The organism is Kordiimonas sp. SCSIO 12603, from assembly GCF_024398035.1.
In the GTDB taxonomy this organism is placed as follows: Bacteria; Pseudomonadota; Alphaproteobacteria; order Sphingomonadales; family Kordiimonadaceae; genus Kordiimonas.
Window position 1 is genome coordinate 302,789 of sequence record NZ_CP073748.1, and the last position, 19,400, is coordinate 322,188.

Sequence of the window (19,400 nt, forward strand, 5' to 3'; positions counted from 1 at the left end):
AATGAACGCGGCCGACAAAATCGCTGGTTTTGCCGCAAGCGCACCTCTTTCGCGCAGCACCTTAAGGCGTGCGCCATCCTCAGGGTTTTTATCAAAATCCTTCAAGAAAATGGGGCGCTCTATTCGTGAATGGGGTTACGGCAATAGCCTGTACGAACAGCGCCTTAAAGGTCGTCATCCCGTTCAACTCCTTGGCAGTCCTGATGATCCGGCACCGGGCAATGCTATGCTCGCATCCGCTATTTATGGTGGTGATCTTCTGCATGACGGTGAAAAGCACAAACTGCACGAAGCCTTCTGGCTACATATTGGAGACAAAGCCAGCAAAGCTTATCATAATTATGCCCACAGCTTTCACTGGCTACAGGATTTAGCGCAATCCGGCGATCAAGCCAAAGCCAGAGATGCCGCTGAAACCATTCTCGGATGGTGGATTCCGGTGGGCGAGCAGTGGCACAAAGATATCTGGGCCGCAGAAATTCTTGCACGCCGTCTTATCAACTGGCTGGCACACGCTCCCCTCATCATGTCATCTCTTGATCTGATTTACCGATCGAAGGTACTTCATTCCATGGCAAGGCAAACCCGCCATTTGATGCGTACATGCGGAGACGTAGAACCGGGCCTTCCAGAAATTTATACAGCCACCGCCTTAACACTTGCAGGGCTTCTCCTTCCAGGTGGAGAGAGCTGGCGTGCAAAAGGTGTGCGTACACTTGAAACCAAGATCAAAGCATTTGTACTACCTGATGGTGGCACAATAAGCCATAACCCGGCTGATGCGATCCGCTGCATGCAACTGCTTATCCTTGTTCGTGGCGCTTATATTGATACCGATAATGATCTGCCATCATGGGTTCAGATCACGCTCGACAGGCTAGCGCCTTATGTACGTGCCATGCGCCATGCAGATGGTAGTTTTGCTCAGATTGGTGGTGTTTCGGCGGAAGGAAGTTTTGGGGTAGATTCCATCCTCCTCGCCAGCGAAGCCAAAGGTAAGGCCATTGAAAACTCCACGCATTCAGGCATCCAACGTATCAGCATAGGGCAAAGCACACTTGTAATGGACTGCAGCCCACCACCCTCTCAACAGCTTTCAAAAAAGGCACACGCAAGCACTGGATCTTTTGAATTCTCTGTCGGGCAAGACCGTTTGGTTGTGAACATGGGTCCCGCTAAATTAGATGGGCCACTCTCGGAACTCGGCGCTATGGCGCGTTCAACCGCTGCTCATTCAGCACTTGTTATTTCAGATACAAACAGCAGCCGCATTCTGGATGACGGCACCATCGGCAAAGGTGTAAGTGAAACTCTTACGCTAAGAGAAAGCACAGAAGACAGTACCACCGCTAAACTAACCCATGATGGTTATTTAAAGCGCTTTGGGGTAAAGCACGAACGTTCAGTCACACTTTCAAACAGTGGTAAACAACTAAGCGGTACAGACAGACTTTTTGGCCCAAAACTTAAAAAATTAGGTGGCGCCTCAATAGCTATCAGGTTCCATTTGCACCCATCTGTTGAAGCGCTTAAGGCACCAGATGGCCGCATCACGCTTGAAAGCAAAAACGGCCGCGTCTGGATTTTTGATGTGGATGAAGGCACAGCTGAGATTGAGGAAAGCCTCTATCTCAAAAAGCCGGACAGCCCAGCAAATTCCCGGCAAATCGTTGTACGGGTTCCTGTTAAGGAAAAAACAACGCCCATCTGTAGATGGGTATTTAGTGAAATGGATACATAACTCGCAGCTTGGGAGCGGGTTCAGTGTCCAAACAATGTGAAGTAAGGCACAGTAAAAATGACTAAAGTCACTATCAAACGCGCTCTCCTCTCTGTTTCAGATAAAACGGGGCTTCTGGAACTTGGGCAGGCGCTAGCTGATATCGGCGCAGAAATCCTCTCCACCGGCGGCTCTGCCAAAGTTCTGCGTGATGCTGGTATTCCAGTTAAAGAAGTTGCAGACCATACGGGCTTTCCTGAAATGATGGATGGTCGTGTAAAAACACTACATCCTAAAATTCATGGTGGCCTTTTGGCGCTTAGAGATAATGATGATCATGTAGCCGCTATGGATACGCACGAAATTGGTGCGATTGATCTGGTTGCCATCAACCTTTATCCGTTTGAAGCCACAGTAGCTTCGGGCGCTGATTTCGCCACCTGCATTGAAAATATCGATATTGGTGGGCCTGCGATGGTACGTTCCGCGGCTAAGAACCACGGCTTTGTAACCATCATCACAGACCCTGTTGATTACACAGCGGTTATTGATGAAATCAAAGCTGAAGGCGGCACCACACTAGACACCCGCCGCAAATTGGCTGCTAAAGCCTACAGCCGTACGGGCTCTTATGACGCTGCGATTGCACAGTGGTTTGCTGAGCAGAACGGTGAAACATTCCCAGACCGTATGCCGTTTGCAGGCAGCAAGGTTCAGGAATGCCGCTACGGTGAAAACCCACACCAATCAGCGGCTTTCTATAAAAACGCTGAAGACCGGCCTGGCATTGCAACAGCAACCCAGCATCAAGGGAAAGAACTTTCCTATAATAACCTCAATGATACAGATGCGGCCTTTGAGCTGGTAAGCGAGTTTGATCCATCTGTTCCAACGGTTGCTATTATCAAACATGCGAACCCGTGCGGTGTTGCGATGGGTAATACGCTTAAGAGCGCCTACGAGAAAGCACTGAAGTGTGATCCGGTTTCTGCCTTTGGCGGTATTGTGGCCCTGAACGGCACGCTAGACGCTGAAACCGCAACAGAGATTGTGAAAGTATTCACTGAAGTGATTATCGCGCCTGACGTAACAGACGATGCCAAAGCCATTATTGCAGCGAAAAAGAACCTGCGCCTCCTTACAACGGGCGGTCTTGCAGACCCTGAGCAATCAGCCAAGATGGTTAAATCTGTCTCCGGTGGGTATCTGGTTCAGAACCGCGACACTGGCCGCATCTCTAAAGATGATCTGAAAGTGGTAACAAAACGCCAACCAACAGATGCTGAATTAACAGATATGCTGTTTGCTTTCCAGGTTGGCAAACACGTGAAATCAAATGCTATCGTTTATGTGCGTGACGGCATGACAGTAGGCATTGGTGCAGGGCAGATGAACCGCCGTGACAGCAGCCGTATTGCTGCGATCCGTGCGGGTGAAGCAGCTGAGATGGCCAGGGATGCTGAGAGCCTTGCCAAAGGTTCAGTGGTAGCATCTGATGCATTCTTCCCATTCGCTGACGGCCTTCTAGCCGCAGCTGAGGCTGGTGCAACAGCCGTAATCCAGCCGGGCGGTAGTATGCGCGACCAGGAAGTTATTGATGCTGCAGATGAAGCAGGCCTCGCTATGGTCTTCACCAGTATGCGCCATTTCCGCCACTAATATGGCGGTGCTCAATATCAGAAATGCGGATGAAGGTGATCTCGCCTTCATCCTGAAACTTGAAGCTTCGCCAAATGGTAACTTTGTACATGGCGATAACCTTGAAACACACCAACGGCAAATAGTTGATAAGGATTTCATCTATCTGATTGGTGAAGTTGGTGGCGATCGTGCCGGCTATGCCATTCTGGTAAAACACGCCGATAATATAGTTGAATGGCGCCGTATTATGGTTGCTAAAACCGGAGGCGGTATTGGCTCTCGCTTTATGCAGGAAACAATCACACATATATTCAGCACAGATACCAAAACCATCAAACTTGATGTTTATTCAGACAACGAGCGCGCACGTCATCTATATAGCAGACTTGGTTTTCAAGAAACCCATACATCACCCTGCCACCGGGATAAAAACCGAACACTGGTATTTATGGAATTATCTGCTTAAAGTGCCTCTAAAACAGGGCTATAAAAACGCTTTCGGAGTTACCTGCCAACATGAAACAATCGCTGATCATAATTGATGATTTTTTGCCAGATCCCTTCGTTCTGAGAAACGCAGCACTACAGCAAGAATACCCAACATATGATACTCCAACCATGTTTGCGGGGAGAAACTCTCAGTACCGCCAGAAGATTAATGGTTTTGACGAAAAAATAGCAGAAATTGTGGGCGAGCCTCTTGCCCTTGTACCCGGCAGTTCCTATCATAAATTCAGAATTGCCCTAGATGGGGAAAATGGTACCCACAGTGTACATATTGACCCCGCCCACTGGACCGTTATTCTCTATCTTACTCTACCCGAACACTGTGAAGACGGCACACACCTTTACCAACATAGACCTACAGGACTAGACCATACACCTTGGTCTAAAAAAGAGTGGCAAGAAAGCAAATGGGATACACAGGACCAGGTTTGGTCAGATATTATTGAGCCTGATACCAATGATATGGATAAATGGGAAAAAACCATGACGGTCCCCATGCGCTTTAACCGCTTGATGATTTTCCGTCCTCAGCAATTTCATGATGCCGGTCGTAGCTTCGGAACATCACTGGAAAATGGTCGCTTAATCTATCTTAGCAGCTATACCAGCGTAAATGGCTTCCCCGACAAGTAAGGGCCTCTAAACTGCAGCTTTACTTGAAATTTTCTTAATAAATCCCCACTTGTTATCCTTGCAGCATCATTCGGGAAGGGGAAATATAATGGAAAGAAAAAGTCTGCCGTTTAAAATAACCGGCGCTTATGAAGGCTTCGCAGAAACCGAAGGTTTGCTACGGTTAGATAATACAAACATTACCCTCCAATTTCAAACAGTAGACGCTGTTTTTGGAATGATGAAATCAGCCATCAAGAATATCTCGATCTCTATTGATGAATTAGAAACAATTGAATTTCGCAAACGTTTCTGGGGTAATCACATCTTCATGCATATCAGCAGGCTTGATTTGGCGCAGGCGCTACCCAGCCAATCCTCAAATCAGATCAAACTGAAAATCGCACGAGGCGACCGAACATTAGCTGAAGATATGGTTCGCGCTATCAGGCTTCAACAATCAGAATATGAATATGATCAGGCTTTGAAAGCTTCTTGAAGCTCTTCAACAAGTGTTTTCAATGTGTCTTCTTCATAAGGTTTTCGAGGGTTAGCACCCCATATCGGCGCGGGCCATGCGGCATCTCCTTCAAACCGAGCAACGATATGGATATGCATCTGCGGCACCATATTGCCAATATTGGCAATATTCAGCTTATGGGCGCTTGTCAGCTTTTCAAATCGCTCGGAAACAAAGGATATTTCCTTCAACAACTGCTGCTGTTGCTCCGCCGAAAGAGTATGTATTTCCCGAGCATTCTCCACCCGAGGCACAAGGTTAAGCCACGGATAATTAGCATCCTTCTGCAAGAGCAAATCACAAAGCTCAAGCTTCATAATAAAAATGGTATCTGCCGCAAGCTGCGGATGAAGCTCAAAATCTGTCATCGACATTCCTTCTGCAATATGGTGAGGGTTATGCCTCGCCATATTATCGCTTTCAAGAATTTACTGGGCCGACCTACGGATCAGATCTTCAAAATACACAACCTGTGAAACCATAGCTTCCGTGCTGATTGCTTCGTTGGTACCGTGAATTTGCTTTAAGCCGTCCGGTTCAAACACAAATGGCATAAAACGGTACACATTATCAGCCACACTATAGTAATGCCGCGCATCTGTACCTTGCACGGTTAAGGTAGGCGCAACCGGGATAGGACCAAACACTTCCCGAATAGAGGCAGAAAGATCGGCATACCCTTCGGAGGATACAGACGACATGCTCGTGGCTTCACGCCCACCAAGCTTAGTGATTTCAACACGGTCATCATTGATGATATCGCGCGCACGGTCTACCACACCATCAACGGTATCTCGCGGATGGATACGGTAATTCACATGCGCTTCACCATACTGAGGTAGTATATTGGTTTTGGTACCCGCCTGCATCATGGTGAAAGCCGTTGTTGTATGCATGAAGGCCGCAATTGTCGGGTTTTTCGAAAGTTCATTTTTCATAAGCGGCTTAGTTAGCCAAAGGTTCCCTATCACCAACCTATTCTGAAAATTCATCTGGGACGCCATAGCTGTAAACATACGCTCGAGCGTATCATCAAGCACCAACGGATATTGGTTTTCAGTAACCGCAACACCCGCAGCAGCAGCAATACTGGCAGCAGTATAATCCTTAGGTGCGCTTGAATGCCCGCCTTCTTCGGTGGCAGAGAACTTAAGAGTGACAGAACCTTTTTCACCAAGTGAGATAAGAGCGATTGGAGAGTTCACACCGGGGATAATACCGTCCACCATCGCAGACCCTTCATCCACCGCCCAATCAAGCTGAACACCACGTTCCTTAAGGCGCGCTGCCATCATGGCGGCACCTTTATCACCGCCCAGCTCTTCATCATGACCAAACATGAAATAGATATCTCGATCTGGCTCAAACCCCGCCTTCACAAGCCGCTCTGCCGCTTCAAGAAGCGCCATCAGCATACCTTTATCATCCACAGCCCCTCGGCCCCAAATAACACCTCTTTCATCAATTGTGCCAGCATATGGCGGGTGTACCCAATCCTTCAGGCCAAACTCCGGCACAGGCACAACATCCATATGACCAAGAAAGGCAATTGGTTTTTTAGAACCACCTGCTTTGCCAGGCCAACGGTACATAAGCGAATAATCGCTCACCAACTCCCGTTCCATCACACCGTGCGCCGCAGGGAAAGTTTCTTCAAGGAAAGCATGGAAGCCCGTAAAGGCTTCATGATCAGGTGCAACACTGAGACTTTGGCTAATGGTCTTAAACGTAATTGCTTTGGAAAGGTTTTCTGCGATCTGCGTGGTCTCCGCCTCACTAAGGGTCGGCAAAGTGATTTTTACGGGCTGTGCTGCAGGGAAAAATAGAAAGGTCCGGGAAACGGTAAAAATCATCAACCCGAGAATAATATAAAGTAGATATTTAAGCGCTTTCATCATGTCCTCCCCATAAGCGATGCCTATGGGGATATGAAATCGCTCAATTCAGTGAAATTGCAAGCTTTAGATGCGTGAAGCGCTATTTAACTGCCGCAATGCACTCAACTTCAACTCTCGCACCCGCTGGCACACCGCCAATACCAACCGCACTACGCGCTGGCCGGAAACCCGGTTCAAAATACTGAGTATAGACCTTATTAAAATCACCCCACTCGGCGACATCCTTTAGAAAAGCTGTACATTTCACCACATGTTTCATTGAAGAACCGTGGTTATCCACCAGCGTTTTTATACTCTTCATAATATTGTGGGTTTGGGCAGTAATACCTTCAGGCAGTTTGCGATTTTCATCATAACCCAGCTGGCCCGATAGATAGAGCGTATTACCGTGCTGCACCACTGGCGTGTAGGGTGCGTTGGGGTTCGCTGAAGAATGATGGATAACTTTATCACCTGCGTATGCTGTAGATGCTACACCTAAGCTAAGCGCCAGAATAAGTGCTTTATACATAATATTTGCCCCTCGATATCTATTATTGAGGGGACAATATCACACTCACTTCCGCATGCCTTTCACATTTAAGAGAATTAGATAGTTTTCTCTTTAAACAGGCAGATATCAGTGAGCTTACATTTTGCGCAGTCTGGTTTGCGCGCTTTACAGATGTAGCGGCCCTGAAGGATCAGCCAGTGGTGCGCGTGCAGCTTAAATGGCTCAGGGATCACCTTCATCAGCGCATCTTCCACACGGTCCACATTCTTGCCCGGCGCGAGACCTGTACGGTTTGAAACCCGGAAAATATGTGTATCCACCGCGCACGTTGGCTGCCCAAACGCAATATTCAGCACCACATTGGCTGTTTTCCGGCCCACACCTGCAAGCGCCTGCAGTTCCTCAAGTGTTTCAGGAACCTGACTACCGTGCTTATCAATCAAATCCCGGCAGAGCTTGATTACATTCTCCGCTTTCGAGTTATAAAGCCCAATAGTTTTGATATATTTCTTCAGACCATCCACCCCAAGCGCATACATTTTCTCCGGCGTGTCTGCCACAGGCCAAAGATCTTTGGTGGCTTTGTTCACACCCACATCTGTTGCTTGCGCAGAAAGCACCACAGCAACAAGAAGCGTGAATTCATTCACATAATCCAGTTCACCTTCAGGGTTAGGATTATCTTCAGCGAGACGATCAAAAAACTCAAAAATCTGCTTACGGTTCAGCTTTGAATATTTACCAGCCATCAGATTTCTGCCGCCAAACCATCAACAATACGGATAAGGCGCTTCAGATCCTGATCAGTGGAAAGCCTGTGGTCACCACCCGGCACCAAGATAATCTCCACATCATCTGATGTAAGTTTATCAGCAATCATCTGCGCTGTTTGCCACGGTACATCAGCGTCCTCTGTTCCTTGGATAAGCCGCACTGGCATATCCATTTTCAGAGGTCCGGCTATAACACGGTTATCCCAGCCGTCTTCAATCAAAGCTTTAGTAATGGTGTAAGGTTCATCCCCGTAATCGCACGGCCGCATAAATGCACCTTTCGCAAGGATTTCCTCGCGCTCCGCATCGCCAAAATCTTCATTCCACATACGCACAGTGAAATCAGGCGCTGCAGCGATACCCACAAATCCTTTAACACGGCCCGGACGCGCCTTTGAAACCAGCATGGAAATCCAGCCCCCCATTGAGGAACCAACAAGAATTTGAGGCCCTTCCGTGAGCGTATCCAGCACGGTCATCGCATCACGCGCCCAAATGCCAATTGTACCTTCCGCAAATTTACCGGATGATTGCCCATGACCCTGATAATCGAACCTTACGAAAGCACGCCCAACACGTTTACAGTAAGCTTCCAGCGCCAAGGCTTTCGAACCTTCCATATCACTCATAAAGCCACCAAGAAACACAACACCCGGCCCTTTGCCTTCATGCTTGTGATAAGCGATTTTAGCACCATAAGCGGTTTCTAAATACTGCGGCGAATTCATAAAGTTGCTCCCGTTGGCCCTAGGAATAATATCGGCGGCAAACCTATCAGGGGAAAAGGCTTACCACAACCTGCCATAACAAGATTTTGTGGGCTCATATTTACTCTGAACGACCACCCTAGATGCAGAGTTGCTGCACCTGCCCGTAATTTTTGATGTTTTTTCAGAAAAAGCCGCATGAAAGCTACGCTGTAGCTTGACTCAGGGCCTTACGAAGGCTACCTGCAAAGCTCCCTTGTATTTTAATTAATTAGGACCTTAAAAATGAGCGATCAAGTGAGTAGCAATAATCCGGTCAACCTGCGCCTGCCAGACGGCAGCGTGCGCACGTTTGATAAGCCGGTGACGGGCACGACCTTGGCCGCTGACATTGGTCCGGGTCTTCTTAAAGCTGCGCTTGCAATTAAAGTAAACGGCGATGTGTGGGATCTGTCCCGTGAGATTGAAGAAGACAGCGATGTAGCCATCGTTACTAAAAAAGACGAAGACGGCCTTGAGCTGCTGCGCCACGACGCAGCCCACATCATGGCTGAAGCTGTGCAGGAACTTTTCCCTGGCACACAGGTTACAATTGGCCCCGTTATCGAAAACGGTTTCTTCTATGATTTCGCACGCGACAAGCCATTCTCTGATGATGACCTTGAAGCGATCGAAAAACGCATGCATGAGATCGTGAAGCGCAATGAGGAAATTATCCGCGAAGTATGGGACCGTGATGAAGCTATTGCTTACTTCAAAAAAATTGGTGAGCACTATAAAGCTGAAATCATCACAGACCTGCCTGAAGGCGAAGTCGTAACTATTTACCGCCAAGGTGAATGGCTTGATCTTTGCCGTGGGCCGCACCTGCCATCAACAGGCAAGCTGGGTGATGCTTTCAAACTGATGAAAGTGGCTGGTGCTTACTGGCGCGGTGACAGCAAAAACGAAATGCTGACACGCATTTACGGCACATGCTGGACAGATAAGAAAGAACTGAAAGCTTACTTGCACCGTCTTGAAGAAGCAGAAAAGCGTGACCACAGAAAGCTTGGCCGCGAGATGGACCTGTTCCACCTTCAGGAAGAAGCGCAAGGTTCTGTTTTCTGGCATCCACAGGGCTATACAATCTGGCTACAGATGGAGAGTTACATCCGTCGTCGCCTTCAAGGTGCTGGCTATAACGAAATTAAAACACCGCAGATTCTGGATAGTAAATTCTGGGAACAGTCTGGTCACTGGGACAAATTCCGTGAGAATATGTTCGTTGTCCCTGACGAAACACCGTCCACTGAGGAAGGTGCTCCGGTTATTTCACCAGATGCGAAACTGATGGCGCTGAAACCGATGAACTGCCCTGCGCACGTTCAGGTTTTCAAACAAGGTATTAAAAGCTACCGCGACCTGCCAATTCGTTTTGCGGAGTTTGGTTGTTGTCACCGGAATGAAGCGCACGGTGCTCTGCACGGCCTGATGCGCGTTCGTCAGATGACGCAGGATGATGCACATATCTTCTGCCGTGAAGATCAGATCGCTGAAGAAAGCGTTGCCTTCTGCAGCCTGCTTGCCAGTGTTTACCGTGATCTTGGCTTCCCTGAGTTTAAAGTGTTGCTAGCAACACGCCCAGAAAAGCGCGCAGGCACAGACGAGACATGGGATAAAGCTGAAGGTGCACTTGAATCTGCACTGAAACAAGCTGGCCTTGAATATGATTACGCACCAGGTGAAGGTGCCTTCTACGGTCCTAAGCTTGAGTTCCACCTGTCAGATGCCATTGGCCGTACATGGCAGTGTGGTACATTGCAGCTTGATTTTGTTCTGCCGGAACGTCTCGACGCAACTTATATTGGTGAAGACGGCGGCAAACACCGCCCTGTGATGCTGCACCGTGCTATCCTTGGTACACTTGAACGCTTTATCGGCATTATGATTGAGCACTATGCAGGTAAACTACCAATGTGGCTTGCTCCAACCCAGGCTGTGATCGCACCGATCACATCAGATGCTGGTGGATACGCTGAAGAAATCTACGAAAAGATGAAAGCGGCAGGCATGCGCGTGAAACTTGATCTTAGAAATGAGAAGATCAACTATAAAGTTCGCGAACACAGCGTTGCTAAAGTACCAGCGATTGTTGTTGTAGGTAATCGAGAGGCTGAAAACGGTACAGTGAGCATTCGCCGTATTGGTTCCAAAGACCAAACGGTTATCCCGTTCACTGAAGCACTTGAAGCTTTCACTAAAGAAGCGACAATGCCAGACGGCACTGCATAAAGAGAATATCTCCGCTGTGTTTTCAGCATTTGCAACTGAAAATGCAGCGGTTATACTGGGCGTACGCGGATAGCGCCCAAATCCGGGGTTTCATCATCCGCATATAGATATTAACAGTCATAGGAGACTTGACATACGTAAGGGGAATTTTGCGGGACCACCTAAACAGAGCGGCCCGCGCGTTAACAGAGCGATCACTTCCAAAGAAGTTCGCTTGATTGGTGCTGAAGGCGAAAACCACGGCGTTGTAACGACAGCGAAGGCGATGGATATCGCGCGAGACAGCGGGCTAGATCTCGTTGAAATCTCGCCAAACGCAGAACCCCCTGTATGTAAGGTTCTCGATTTCGGTAAGTTCAAATACGAACAGCAGAAAAAAGCCAACCTTGCCCGTAAAAAGCAGAAAACGCAGGACGTTAAAGAAATTAAGATGCGTCCGGGCATTGATGTACACGACTATAATGTGAAACTTAAGAAAGTTCACCAGTTCATCGAAAACGGTGACAAAGTGAAACTTACTATCCGTTTCCGTGGTCGTGAGATGGCTCACCAGGATCTGGGTATGGATGTTCTTAGCCGCGTTGCAGACGAGATGGAAGAACATGCAAAAATCGAAGCACGTCCTAAACTTGAAGGCCGTCAGATGATTATGGTGATTGCACCGAAATAAAGACCCATTCCTTATAAAAGATATGAAAAAAGCCGCCCACAACAGTGAGCGGCTTTTCCTTTAGGTGCCAGTTTATGTGAGGAAACTATCCACCCCAAAGTGTATGGAACTCTTCATCAATTTTATTGAGCCACTTGGCTATCTCGCGCCACTCCGCCTGAGTAAGTTCTTTTTCCTTGCCATTTGCCGTCATCTCAATCCCTACAAGGGCTTCTCTGCCATCCAGAAGTTCCTGCTCTTCAAAAACAATCTGCGCTTCTCCGCCAAACGGATCATAGAATGAGAAAGTATATTCAGACCCGAAGAAACCTGGTTCTTCCCATTTCATAACCTTGAAATGTTTTGGGTTAATACGGCACATAAACTTATCCAGCGGGATGGGGCCTTTAGAACCTAGCACAATCATCTCAGCTGCATCTTCATCCAGTTCAAGCGTTGCTTTGGTTTCTTCGCATTCTTTATTCTTAATTCTGGCCTTCAATCGTTCTTTCTGATCATTGGCCGCAGCGAAAAACATAATGTAGTCTCGTGGCTTATCTCTGTCACGGCGCGGGAACATTTTACTCAGCTCGTTGTCAATTGCACGCACGCTATCACGTTCTGTCGGCAGGCTTTTAATATGCTCCTGATAGCTGGGCAAGCTCGCGGTCACATGCGCATTATAGGCAAGCTTAAATCCATCATCAAAGGCGCGCCATTTGCTGCTTTTGCGGCGATAATTAGCACTTTTGAATTCATCATACGATTTCTTCATCACTGCGATGTTGGTATATGTCTTCTCCAGACCATTAAATTCCTCAAGCTTTTTATCTAGAAGCTTATCCATAAGAGACACTTTAATTTCCGGCAGCTGGGCTTTTACTTCGCTTAAAAGGTTTGGGTCCAGATATTCAAAGTTTTCATGTTCCAGAATATAATCAATGCGTTCAATATTCTGGATAGATGGCTCCATCTCACCAATTTCAGCATTAATTGTTTTGAAGCGCGCCAATGTTTCATGGTGCTTGGTATAAACATCCTGCTGGTAAGCCAATATACTTTCAAATGTATTACCGTATGAATCCCGGCGTGCGGCGCTTAGCTTTCGGTTAACATATTGATCAAACACTCGGTGTTGATTACGCAATTCATTGTGGCGACTACGATCCCCGGTTTCTCGGGATTCTTGGAAAGCCTTTTTTAAGTCAGCTCCATTGGTATTTCTACATTCCTGAAACTTAGCTTTTAAGGCTGTGAAATCTTCAGCCTTCCACTGATCCAGCGTTTCTCCAAAATAAGGCTTTAGCTGCTCATCACGCAAACCCCAAAGCAGGAACTTGCCACTAAAAGGCTTAGGCTGAAAACTTCTTCGGCTAAAGTTCTTATCAACCTCCATAGAGATATTCGCCCATTCCACTAAGGAGGAGCACTCAGGAATAGCAACTTCAGCCTTAGCTGCTTGCCCAACCATAATTGAAGTGCTTACAGCCACCACCATCAAACTTGTTACATAATTTCTCATGAATGCTCCTCACATAGCTTCATCAATTGACGGCTGCATATTGACGAGCACTAGATTTTAAGTCTTCACGAAACTCTAACGATATTCTAACGTATTAAAAAATGATGGGGTTACACAGGCTTACCAATAGTTTGTGTGGATAATGAGTTACCAATTTATGGCTGATGTTGAGTATCTTTACCGCTTTGGTTCTGCTGAATTTGATGAAACTTCCTTCACCTTAAAAGTCGGTGGTGAAACAAAAAAGGTTGAAAGAAAACCGTTAGAACTGCTGGTGCTTCTTCTCCGACACACCAATGAAGTGATGACCAAAGAAGAACTCCTCAGCACCATATGGGCTGATCAAATCACTGTCGAGAATGTGCTCGCAAACGCTATCGCAAAACTCAGGAAGGCCTTGGGTAAAGAAAATGCTGCACAGCTCAAAACCCAGGCTCGAGTTGGATACCGTTTTACTGGTTCTGTGGAACGTATTGCCGCTGGCCGAAAGAAAGCCAGTGCTCTGAAACTTAAAGTCGGCGAGGCCTTATCCGGTCGCCCCCACTATATTCTCACAGAACAACTCTCTAACACACCGGGAAGAGAAGTATGGCTCGCGAGACACCAAAAAACGGGTGAGAAAAGGGTTTTCAAGTTTAGCTCTGATGGTCTTGGCCTCGCTTCTCTCAAAAGGGAAGTAACGTTATTTCGGATGCTCCAGAAAGAACTGGGAGACAACGGCAATTATGTAAAGCTTTATGATTGGAACTTTGAAACCACTCCTTTCTTTATCGAAAGCGAATATGCCGGTGTAAGTTTAAAAGACTGGGCAATCAAAACTGATCAACTGAAAGCTTTATCCGAAGATGAAAAGGTTTCACTCGTTGCAAAGATTGCACAATCCGTGGCAGACGCGCATGCCATTGGTATTCTCCACAAAGATCTAAAACCAGCCAATATCCTGATTGATGAAAAAGACGGAAAACCTTCCCCAAAATTAGTAGATTTTGGGAGTGGCGGATTAACAGACCGGGATAAAATATCAAACATTGATATTACGATGCTTGGGCTCACCATTGATGAAGCAACATCGAGTGATACAACATCTGGAACGCCTCTATATATCGCACCGGAAGTGCTCTCTGGTCAGTCACCCACCACGAAAAGTGATGTATATGCTCTCGGTGTACTTCTTTATCAGGTTTGGATTGGAAATCTTCGCAAACCTCTTGTCCCCGGCTGGGAAAAGGATATCTCTGACGAGCAGATAAAAGCCGATATCAGTACAGCAGCAAACGGTAACCCTACTGAACGACTTTCATCAGCAGCTACATTGGCAGAACGATTGCGCACCCTGCAAGATCGGCGGGAGCAAGCCATTGTTAACGCGGAAAAACTGAAAGAAGTTGAAACCGCAGAGCGTATAACCCGAAGAGCAAAAGCCCGGAGGCCGTGGCTCATTACCACGGCGGCAGCAATGCTCTTTGGCATTGCAGCCAGTATAATATTTGGCTTATCAGAGCAAAAAGCGCGGGAAAGCGAAAAACAGCAGCGGTTGCAAGCTCAGGCAACCAACGAATTTCTGGAAAACATACTGCTTACCGCAGACCCTCGTACACCAGGAGTAGGACCAGACGCCAGTATCGGCACTGCACTTAATAAAGCAGCAGAAAATATCGATATCACATTCTCCGAATCTCCAGAAGTACGCGCCAGCATTCATAAAACGATGGCCCGCATTTTTGATGGTCTCTCTTCACCAGAAAAAGCCACCGAGGAATGGACAAAAACTATTGAATTACTGCCAGAGGGAAGCGAAGAAAGGCTGGATGTACGCTTTATGCGCGTCAACTCCCTGATTGAAGCCAGCAAACTCTCTGAAGCGGAGGAAGAATTACTTGAGGTGGAAGCAGCGCTACTATCTTTCAAACAACCTTCCGCTGACATAAAGCTACAGGCTAGCTTCACACGTGCTCGGCTACACCTCATCAAAAATGAATTTGAAGCCGCAATCACAGCGTTTGAAAGAGCACGAGCTTTACACCCCAATACTACCCATAAAGACCCCGGGTTGTTACACACCATCAAAACAGATTTATCTCAGTGCTATACACGCCTTGGCCGCCATAAGGATGCAGTAGCACTCATGCGGAGCCTGATGACACCGCAGTATGTTTCATCCGGTAAAGTACCTGATTGGCGTATTGCCGAAGCCCAACATATTTTAGGATCTGCTATTCTCTATCAAGGGGATCATCAGGCTGCTGAAGGTGAACTTCAAAAAGCCATTGAGATGCTGGCGACGGTATATGGAAGTAACTCCATGGAGAAATCACAAGCGGAAGGAACGCTTGCGAACCTTTACGGCTCTTCAAATCGCTGGGAGGAAGCTTTACCGCTTCTGACCAATGTCCGGAAAGCTATTTGCGCTAAAAGCGGCGAAGAAAACATTGCATGCCTGATGAACCTTGCGAATGAAGCGCTTGCCATGTGGAACCTCGGGGATGCGGAAGGCGCCCTACCGGGTATTCAAAGGTCCCGTACAGCCTTCGTAAACCTGATGGGGAACACTTCACCCGCCGCTCAGGTTCTCGGCTATCACCAGATAATGGCGGAGCTAGACCTTGGAGCTTCATCATCTGCCGATGATATCGTTCCAAACTTAGATGCAGCAGCTTTAAGTGCCGCTTCCCCCGGAACAGCTTGGGAACCATTACTACAAGGGCTTGAAGCAAGGTTACTACTTCGTAACGGCGATAAAACAAGAGCAAAAGCAATGCTCAAAAGCGCCATTGAAGAACTAAAAAAACTACAATCACCAGCCACAAGTTATCGGTCATTTGAAAATGATTTAAAGGCAGATTAAAGTGCCACCTAACGGCAGAGGGAATAACAGCTAAACGAGACCTGCAGCGTGCAGATTGATACACAATATCTATTCTTTTTCTCAATGGTGGGGGCTTTCAACGGTTTCCTACTTGCTGCCTATTTTTGGTTTGCTGAACCAAAAGAAACTTCCAACAAGTTTCTCTCTTTGATGCTGTTGGCCCTAAGCCTGCGGATTTTTAAATCGGTTATTCTCTATTTTAACCCCGACGTTGCACGAGACTTCCTGCAGCTGGGATTAATGGCCTGTTTCAGCATCGGGCCATTTCTATATTTCCATGTACTCAGCAGGGTAGGAAAATACCGAGCTGATAACTGGTTTTATAGAGGCCAACTTATAGTTCTGGGAACACTTCTAATTGGTGTTGGGCTATTTCTACCCTACGACACATACCCAGAACTGTGGCGCGGCCCAATTTACCGTATTATTAACTGGGTATGGTTCGCCTATATCACCGCAAGTGCATTTGAACTAAGGCCTATCTGGAAACGAATGGCGAGTAAAGAGCGGCAACTTGCCTTCAGCGAAACAATTACACTGAGCGTTTTTGCAGGAAACCTCCTCATATGGGCTGCATTTTTCACAGCAAGCTACCTATCCTATATCCTTGGAGCCATTATCTTTAGCTTCATACTTTATCTCACTGTAATGCTGGTAATTTTCCGGAAAAAAGAGGTTCCCGTTAAATACGCTGATAAAAGTATCGCCCGCGATGAGGCTTCCACCCTTAAGGATAGGCTGGATACACTTATTGCCGAAGAACAGTTACACCTGTCATCTACCATCACGCTCCCAAAGCTCGCTGGTAGACTGAATACATCAGTTCCAAAACTGTCCCAGTTCTTGAACGATAACCTGCAAAAATCCTTCGCTGATTTCATAAACGAACACCGCATCAATAGTGCAAAACAACGCCTGACTATTGAAGGTAAATCCATCAAGATGGAACAATTGGCTGAAGAATGCGGCTATAATTCCATGTCCACCTTTTATAGTGCCTTCAAAAAAATAGCCGGTGAAACCCCGGCCAAATTCCGGGACCGTATTTCTACAGATTTATAATTTCGGACTACCAAATTATATCGCCAAATTGTGAATCACAGCACTTTTCCGTACTGCTTCTGCCGTTAACCTGAACACGACAGAAGGAACACCATATGACCATCCTTTCATCAATAAAGGGAGCCTGTATCTTGCTGGCTGCCACCGCAATTTCGTTCCCGGGCATAGCTACAGATGAAGAAGACATTAGAAAAACACTGAACCACTACATTGATGGCACATCTTTCAGCCGTCCGGCAGAAATAAATCAGGCTTTCCATGAAACCGCCAATCTTTACCTTACCAAAAAAGATGAACCTCACTGGATTGTACCGTCCAGCGAATACGCAGGTTGGTTTGGTCGCCGTACACCGGGTACAGATACGGGCCGTATTGGTGAAATCATCAGCATGGACATCGCCGGAGATACCGCAACAGCAAAAGTGGAAATCTTGGTTCCTGGTCGCAAGATGCGGTACGTAGACCAGTTTCTTGTGAAGAAACTTGATGGTGAATGGAAGATCATTGCCAAAACCGCTTCAAGCGCCCCAGCAAACAACCACGGCGGCCGTGTGCTTTTCATCTTATCAAGCCAAGCCTTTCATGGCTCATCTGATCTGCCAGCAGGGGCTAGTTTCTCAGAAATTGTCAACGCCTATGACGAATTTAAAAAGCATGGTTATACAGTAGATTTTGTAACTCCAGAAGGCGGCAGTCTCCCACTTTCCTATATTAATACATCCATCGATATGCACAGAAAATATATCTATGATTCAGATCTGATGTATGCCCTTGCTCACACTAAAAAACCTGAAGATATTAAGCCTGCCCGCTATAAGGCTGTACATTATGTGGGGGGTTCAAACGCTATGTACGGGGTTGCTGATAACAAGGCGCTACAGGACATTTCTATGGAGATATATGAGAAGCATGGCGGCATCATCTCTTCTGTTTGTCACGGTACCGCTGGTATCGTGAACCTGAAAACATCAAGCGGTACTTATCTCGTAGCTGGCAAAAAAGTTGTCGGATATCCGGAAGATTATGAACGTCAGACAGCTGAGTATTTCAAACAATTCCCACTTTTGATCGGACAATCCGTACAAGATCATGATGGTGATTTCCGTTTCGGGCCCAGAAATCAAGCCTTCGTTGAAGTGGATGGCCGCCTGATCACAGGACAGAATCATCTTTCTTCGAGGCTCGTAGTTCAGAAAATAGTTGAAGCACTCGATAAATAATCACGACAAACTAACCCACCTTAGAGGCAGAAAACCCCCTTCTGCCTCTCTTTTTTGCAAACACCTCCAATATTCACCGATTATTCCAGCATATTCATCTGGCATTCTGAGCATGAATTCCAAAGACTTGCCCTCGCTTTCAGGTACTTAGTCCTGTTTGCACATTTTGAATATAACGATAATATCATTCTGCAAAACTGGAGGCAGGCATGCGATTTGGTGAATATATAAGAATAAAACGTGAAGAAAATGGCTGGACCCAACCCGAGGCGGCAGCGAAAATTTCAGTAGAACAATCCTATCTTTCAAAACTGGAAACCGGGAAAAGCTATCCATCAGAAGACGTCTTCGCCAAAATCGTGTCTGCCTACTCTATTGATGTAACAAAAATGAATAGTGATCTTTTTTCAGCAGAAATAGACAAGCTTCGAGAAATAGGCGAGGTTCGAACAGCACTTCTTTCAAAAAAGAAAAGTCAGCAGAAATTCATGCGGGGTTGGTTGATCACCGGTCTTGTTATGCTGATGATAAGCGGCGCATCCTTTGGGCTGATAAACGTGGACCAACAACCTGTAATTACCTTCGTTTACAAATATAGCTCTCCCGGTATCATCAAAAAGGGAGAAGACCCTCGCAAGTATACCAAACTTGAGCAAATTAACAAACGTGGAGACCTTACTGAGATTAACGGCGTAATGGATTTTAAATTTAAAGAATTTTACGAGCGACGCGGCGACAGCTTTGTTGAAGCGGTAAAAGGTGGGCACCGTATATACAGTTTTGAAAATGCACGGCCTTACAAGCCTCAGTCTCCATTTTCTTGGCTGATGCCTCCGGCTGTTATGCTCCTTTTTGGAGCGTTTGGATGCTTCTATATAAGCCGTCGCTGGCAATAAAACTGTTGCGTCATTTAGAACAAAACCATAGCTTTTCTCC

17 protein-coding genes are annotated in these 19,400 nt (G+C 46.8%); 11 read left to right on the forward strand and 6 right to left on the reverse strand.

The genetic code is table 11. The features are described from left to right. The first annotated feature begins 1 nt into the window (after position 1). The 5 genes from KFE96_RS01330 (at position 2) to KFE96_RS01350 (ending at position 4,979) form a co-directional block, all read left to right on the forward strand. The gene (locus KFE96_RS01330) at positions 2 to 1,741 is read left to right on the forward strand and encodes a heparinase II/III family protein (RefSeq protein ID WP_255834222.1); all 1,740 of its coding nucleotides are present in this window, start codon (positions 2 to 4) and stop codon (positions 1,739 to 1,741) included. Positions 1,742 to 1,798: 57 nt separating this feature from the next. Further along, a complete protein-coding gene (gene purH, locus KFE96_RS01335) occupies positions 1,799 to 3,379 on the forward strand; it encodes a bifunctional phosphoribosylaminoimidazolecarboxamide formyltransferase/IMP cyclohydrolase (protein ID WP_255834223.1) in 1,581 nt (526 codons plus the stop codon). After that, a complete protein-coding gene (locus KFE96_RS01340; RefSeq protein ID WP_255834224.1) occupies positions 3,318 to 3,827 on the forward strand; it encodes a GNAT family N-acetyltransferase in 510 nt (169 codons plus the stop codon). The genes purH and KFE96_RS01340 overlap by 62 nt, the downstream gene beginning before the upstream one ends. A 50-nt stretch (positions 3,828 to 3,877) precedes the next feature. Beyond that, on the forward strand, positions 3,878 to 4,501 hold the full coding sequence (locus tag KFE96_RS01345; protein WP_247019878.1) for a DUF6445 family protein: 624 nt from the start codon (positions 3,878 to 3,880) through the stop codon (positions 4,499 to 4,501). Between the two features lie 88 nt (positions 4,502 to 4,589). Continuing rightward, positions 4,590 to 4,979 carry a hypothetical protein gene (locus tag KFE96_RS01350; protein ID WP_247019876.1) on the forward strand — a complete coding sequence of 130 codons (390 nt, stop codon included), beginning with the start codon at positions 4,590 to 4,592 and terminating at the stop codon, positions 4,977 to 4,979. On the opposite strand, the gene KFE96_RS01355 is transcribed toward KFE96_RS01350, so the two are convergent. The 5 genes from KFE96_RS01355 to KFE96_RS01375 form a co-directional block, all read right to left on the reverse strand. After that, on the reverse strand, positions 4,958 to 5,368 hold the full coding sequence (locus tag KFE96_RS01355; RefSeq protein ID WP_255834225.1) for an HIT domain-containing protein: 411 nt from the start codon (positions 5,366 to 5,368) through the stop codon (positions 4,958 to 4,960). The two genes, KFE96_RS01350 and KFE96_RS01355, sit on opposite strands and share 22 nt — an antisense overlap. 60 nt (positions 5,369 to 5,428) lie before the next feature. Continuing rightward, the gene (locus tag KFE96_RS01360; protein WP_255834226.1) at positions 5,429 to 6,898 is read right to left on the reverse strand and encodes a M20/M25/M40 family metallo-hydrolase; all 1,470 of its coding nucleotides are present in this window, start codon (positions 6,896 to 6,898) and stop codon (positions 5,429 to 5,431) included. Between the two features lie 79 nt (positions 6,899 to 6,977). Next, positions 6,978 to 7,409: a RidA family protein gene (locus tag KFE96_RS01365; RefSeq protein WP_255834227.1), complete on the reverse strand. Its 432-nt coding sequence runs from the start codon at positions 7,407 to 7,409 to the stop codon at positions 6,978 to 6,980. 77 nt (positions 7,410 to 7,486) lie between these two features. Further along, positions 7,487 to 8,140 (reverse strand): endonuclease III, encoded by a 654-nt coding sequence (gene nth, locus KFE96_RS01370; RefSeq protein ID WP_247019867.1) that lies wholly within the window; start codon positions 8,138 to 8,140, stop codon positions 7,487 to 7,489. Then, on the reverse strand, positions 8,140 to 8,892 hold the full coding sequence (locus KFE96_RS01375) for an alpha/beta fold hydrolase (RefSeq protein ID WP_255834228.1): 753 nt from the start codon (positions 8,890 to 8,892) through the stop codon (positions 8,140 to 8,142). The genes nth and KFE96_RS01375 overlap by 1 nt, the downstream gene beginning before the upstream one ends. Before the next feature lie 264 nt (positions 8,893 to 9,156). On the opposite strand from KFE96_RS01375, the gene thrS reads away from it, so the two are divergent. Beyond that, entirely contained in the window at positions 9,157 to 11,145 is a 1,989-nt protein-coding gene (gene thrS / locus KFE96_RS01380; protein WP_255834229.1) for a threonine--tRNA ligase, read from the forward strand. 133 nt (positions 11,146 to 11,278) lie between these two features. Next, positions 11,279 to 11,815, forward strand: a complete 537-nt coding sequence (infC, locus tag KFE96_RS01385; protein ID WP_255835586.1) for a translation initiation factor IF-3 — start codon at positions 11,279 to 11,281, stop codon at positions 11,813 to 11,815. An 85-nt stretch (positions 11,816 to 11,900) separates the two neighbouring features. Here the strand turns inward: infC and KFE96_RS01390 are convergent, their stop codons facing one another. Then, the gene (locus tag KFE96_RS01390; RefSeq protein ID WP_255834230.1) at positions 11,901 to 13,316 is read right to left on the reverse strand and encodes a hypothetical protein; all 1,416 of its coding nucleotides are present in this window, start codon (positions 13,314 to 13,316) and stop codon (positions 11,901 to 11,903) included. Between the two features lie 157 nt (positions 13,317 to 13,473). On the opposite strand from KFE96_RS01390, the gene KFE96_RS01395 reads away from it, so the two are divergent. The 4 genes from KFE96_RS01395 to KFE96_RS01410 all read left to right on the forward strand — a co-directional run bounded on the left by KFE96_RS01395 (position 13,474) and on the right by KFE96_RS01410 (position 19,360). Continuing rightward, a complete protein-coding gene (locus tag KFE96_RS01395; protein ID WP_255834231.1) occupies positions 13,474 to 16,161 on the forward strand; it encodes a winged helix-turn-helix domain-containing protein in 2,688 nt (895 codons plus the stop codon). A 48-nt stretch (positions 16,162 to 16,209) separates the two neighbouring features. Continuing rightward, positions 16,210 to 17,244, forward strand: coding sequence for a helix-turn-helix domain-containing protein (locus KFE96_RS01400; RefSeq protein ID WP_255834232.1), 1,035 nt, complete (start codon positions 16,210 to 16,212; stop codon positions 17,242 to 17,244). A 95-nt stretch (positions 17,245 to 17,339) separates the two neighbouring features. After that, a complete protein-coding gene (locus tag KFE96_RS01405) occupies positions 17,340 to 18,464 on the forward strand; it encodes a nuclear transport factor 2 family protein (protein ID WP_255834233.1) in 1,125 nt (374 codons plus the stop codon). Positions 18,465 to 18,673: 209 nt separating this feature from the next. After that, positions 18,674 to 19,360, forward strand: coding sequence for a helix-turn-helix domain-containing protein (locus KFE96_RS01410; RefSeq protein WP_255834234.1), 687 nt, complete (start codon positions 18,674 to 18,676; stop codon positions 19,358 to 19,360). Positions 19,361 to 19,400: the final 40 nt, after the last annotated feature.

Coding starts and splice junctions, on each gene's coding strand:
- KFE96_RS01330 (WP_255834222.1), top strand. CDS start 2: ATGAACGCGGCCGACAAAATCGCTGGTTTTGCCGCAAGCGCACCTCTT.
- purH (WP_255834223.1), top strand. CDS start 1,799: ATGACTAAAGTCACTATCAAACGCGCTCTCCTCTCTGTTTCAGATAAA.
- KFE96_RS01340 (WP_255834224.1), top strand. CDS start 3,318: ATGCTGCAGATGAAGCAGGCCTCGCTATGGTCTTCACCAGTATGCGCC.
- KFE96_RS01345 (WP_247019878.1), top strand. CDS start 3,878: ATGAAACAATCGCTGATCATAATTGATGATTTTTTGCCAGATCCCTTC.
- KFE96_RS01350 (WP_247019876.1), top strand. CDS start 4,590: ATGGAAAGAAAAAGTCTGCCGTTTAAAATAACCGGCGCTTATGAAGGC.
- KFE96_RS01355 (WP_255834225.1), bottom strand. CDS start 5,368: ATGACAGATTTTGAGCTTCATCCGCAGCTTGCGGCAGATACCATTTTT.
- KFE96_RS01360 (WP_255834226.1), bottom strand. CDS start 6,898: ATGATGAAAGCGCTTAAATATCTACTTTATATTATTCTCGGGTTGATG.
- KFE96_RS01365 (WP_255834227.1), bottom strand. CDS start 7,409: ATGTATAAAGCACTTATTCTGGCGCTTAGCTTAGGTGTAGCATCTACA.
- nth (WP_247019867.1), bottom strand. CDS start 8,140: ATGGCTGGTAAATATTCAAAGCTGAACCGTAAGCAGATTTTTGAGTTT.
- KFE96_RS01375 (WP_255834228.1), bottom strand. CDS start 8,892: ATGAATTCGCCGCAGTATTTAGAAACCGCTTATGGTGCTAAAATCGCT.
- thrS (WP_255834229.1), top strand. CDS start 9,157: ATGAGCGATCAAGTGAGTAGCAATAATCCGGTCAACCTGCGCCTGCCA.
- KFE96_RS01390 (WP_255834230.1), bottom strand. CDS start 13,316: ATGAGAAATTATGTAACAAGTTTGATGGTGGTGGCTGTAAGCACTTCA.
- KFE96_RS01395 (WP_255834231.1), top strand. CDS start 13,474: ATGGCTGATGTTGAGTATCTTTACCGCTTTGGTTCTGCTGAATTTGAT.
- KFE96_RS01405 (WP_255834233.1), top strand. CDS start 17,340: ATGACCATCCTTTCATCAATAAAGGGAGCCTGTATCTTGCTGGCTGCC.
- KFE96_RS01410 (WP_255834234.1), top strand. CDS start 18,674: ATGCGATTTGGTGAATATATAAGAATAAAACGTGAAGAAAATGGCTGG.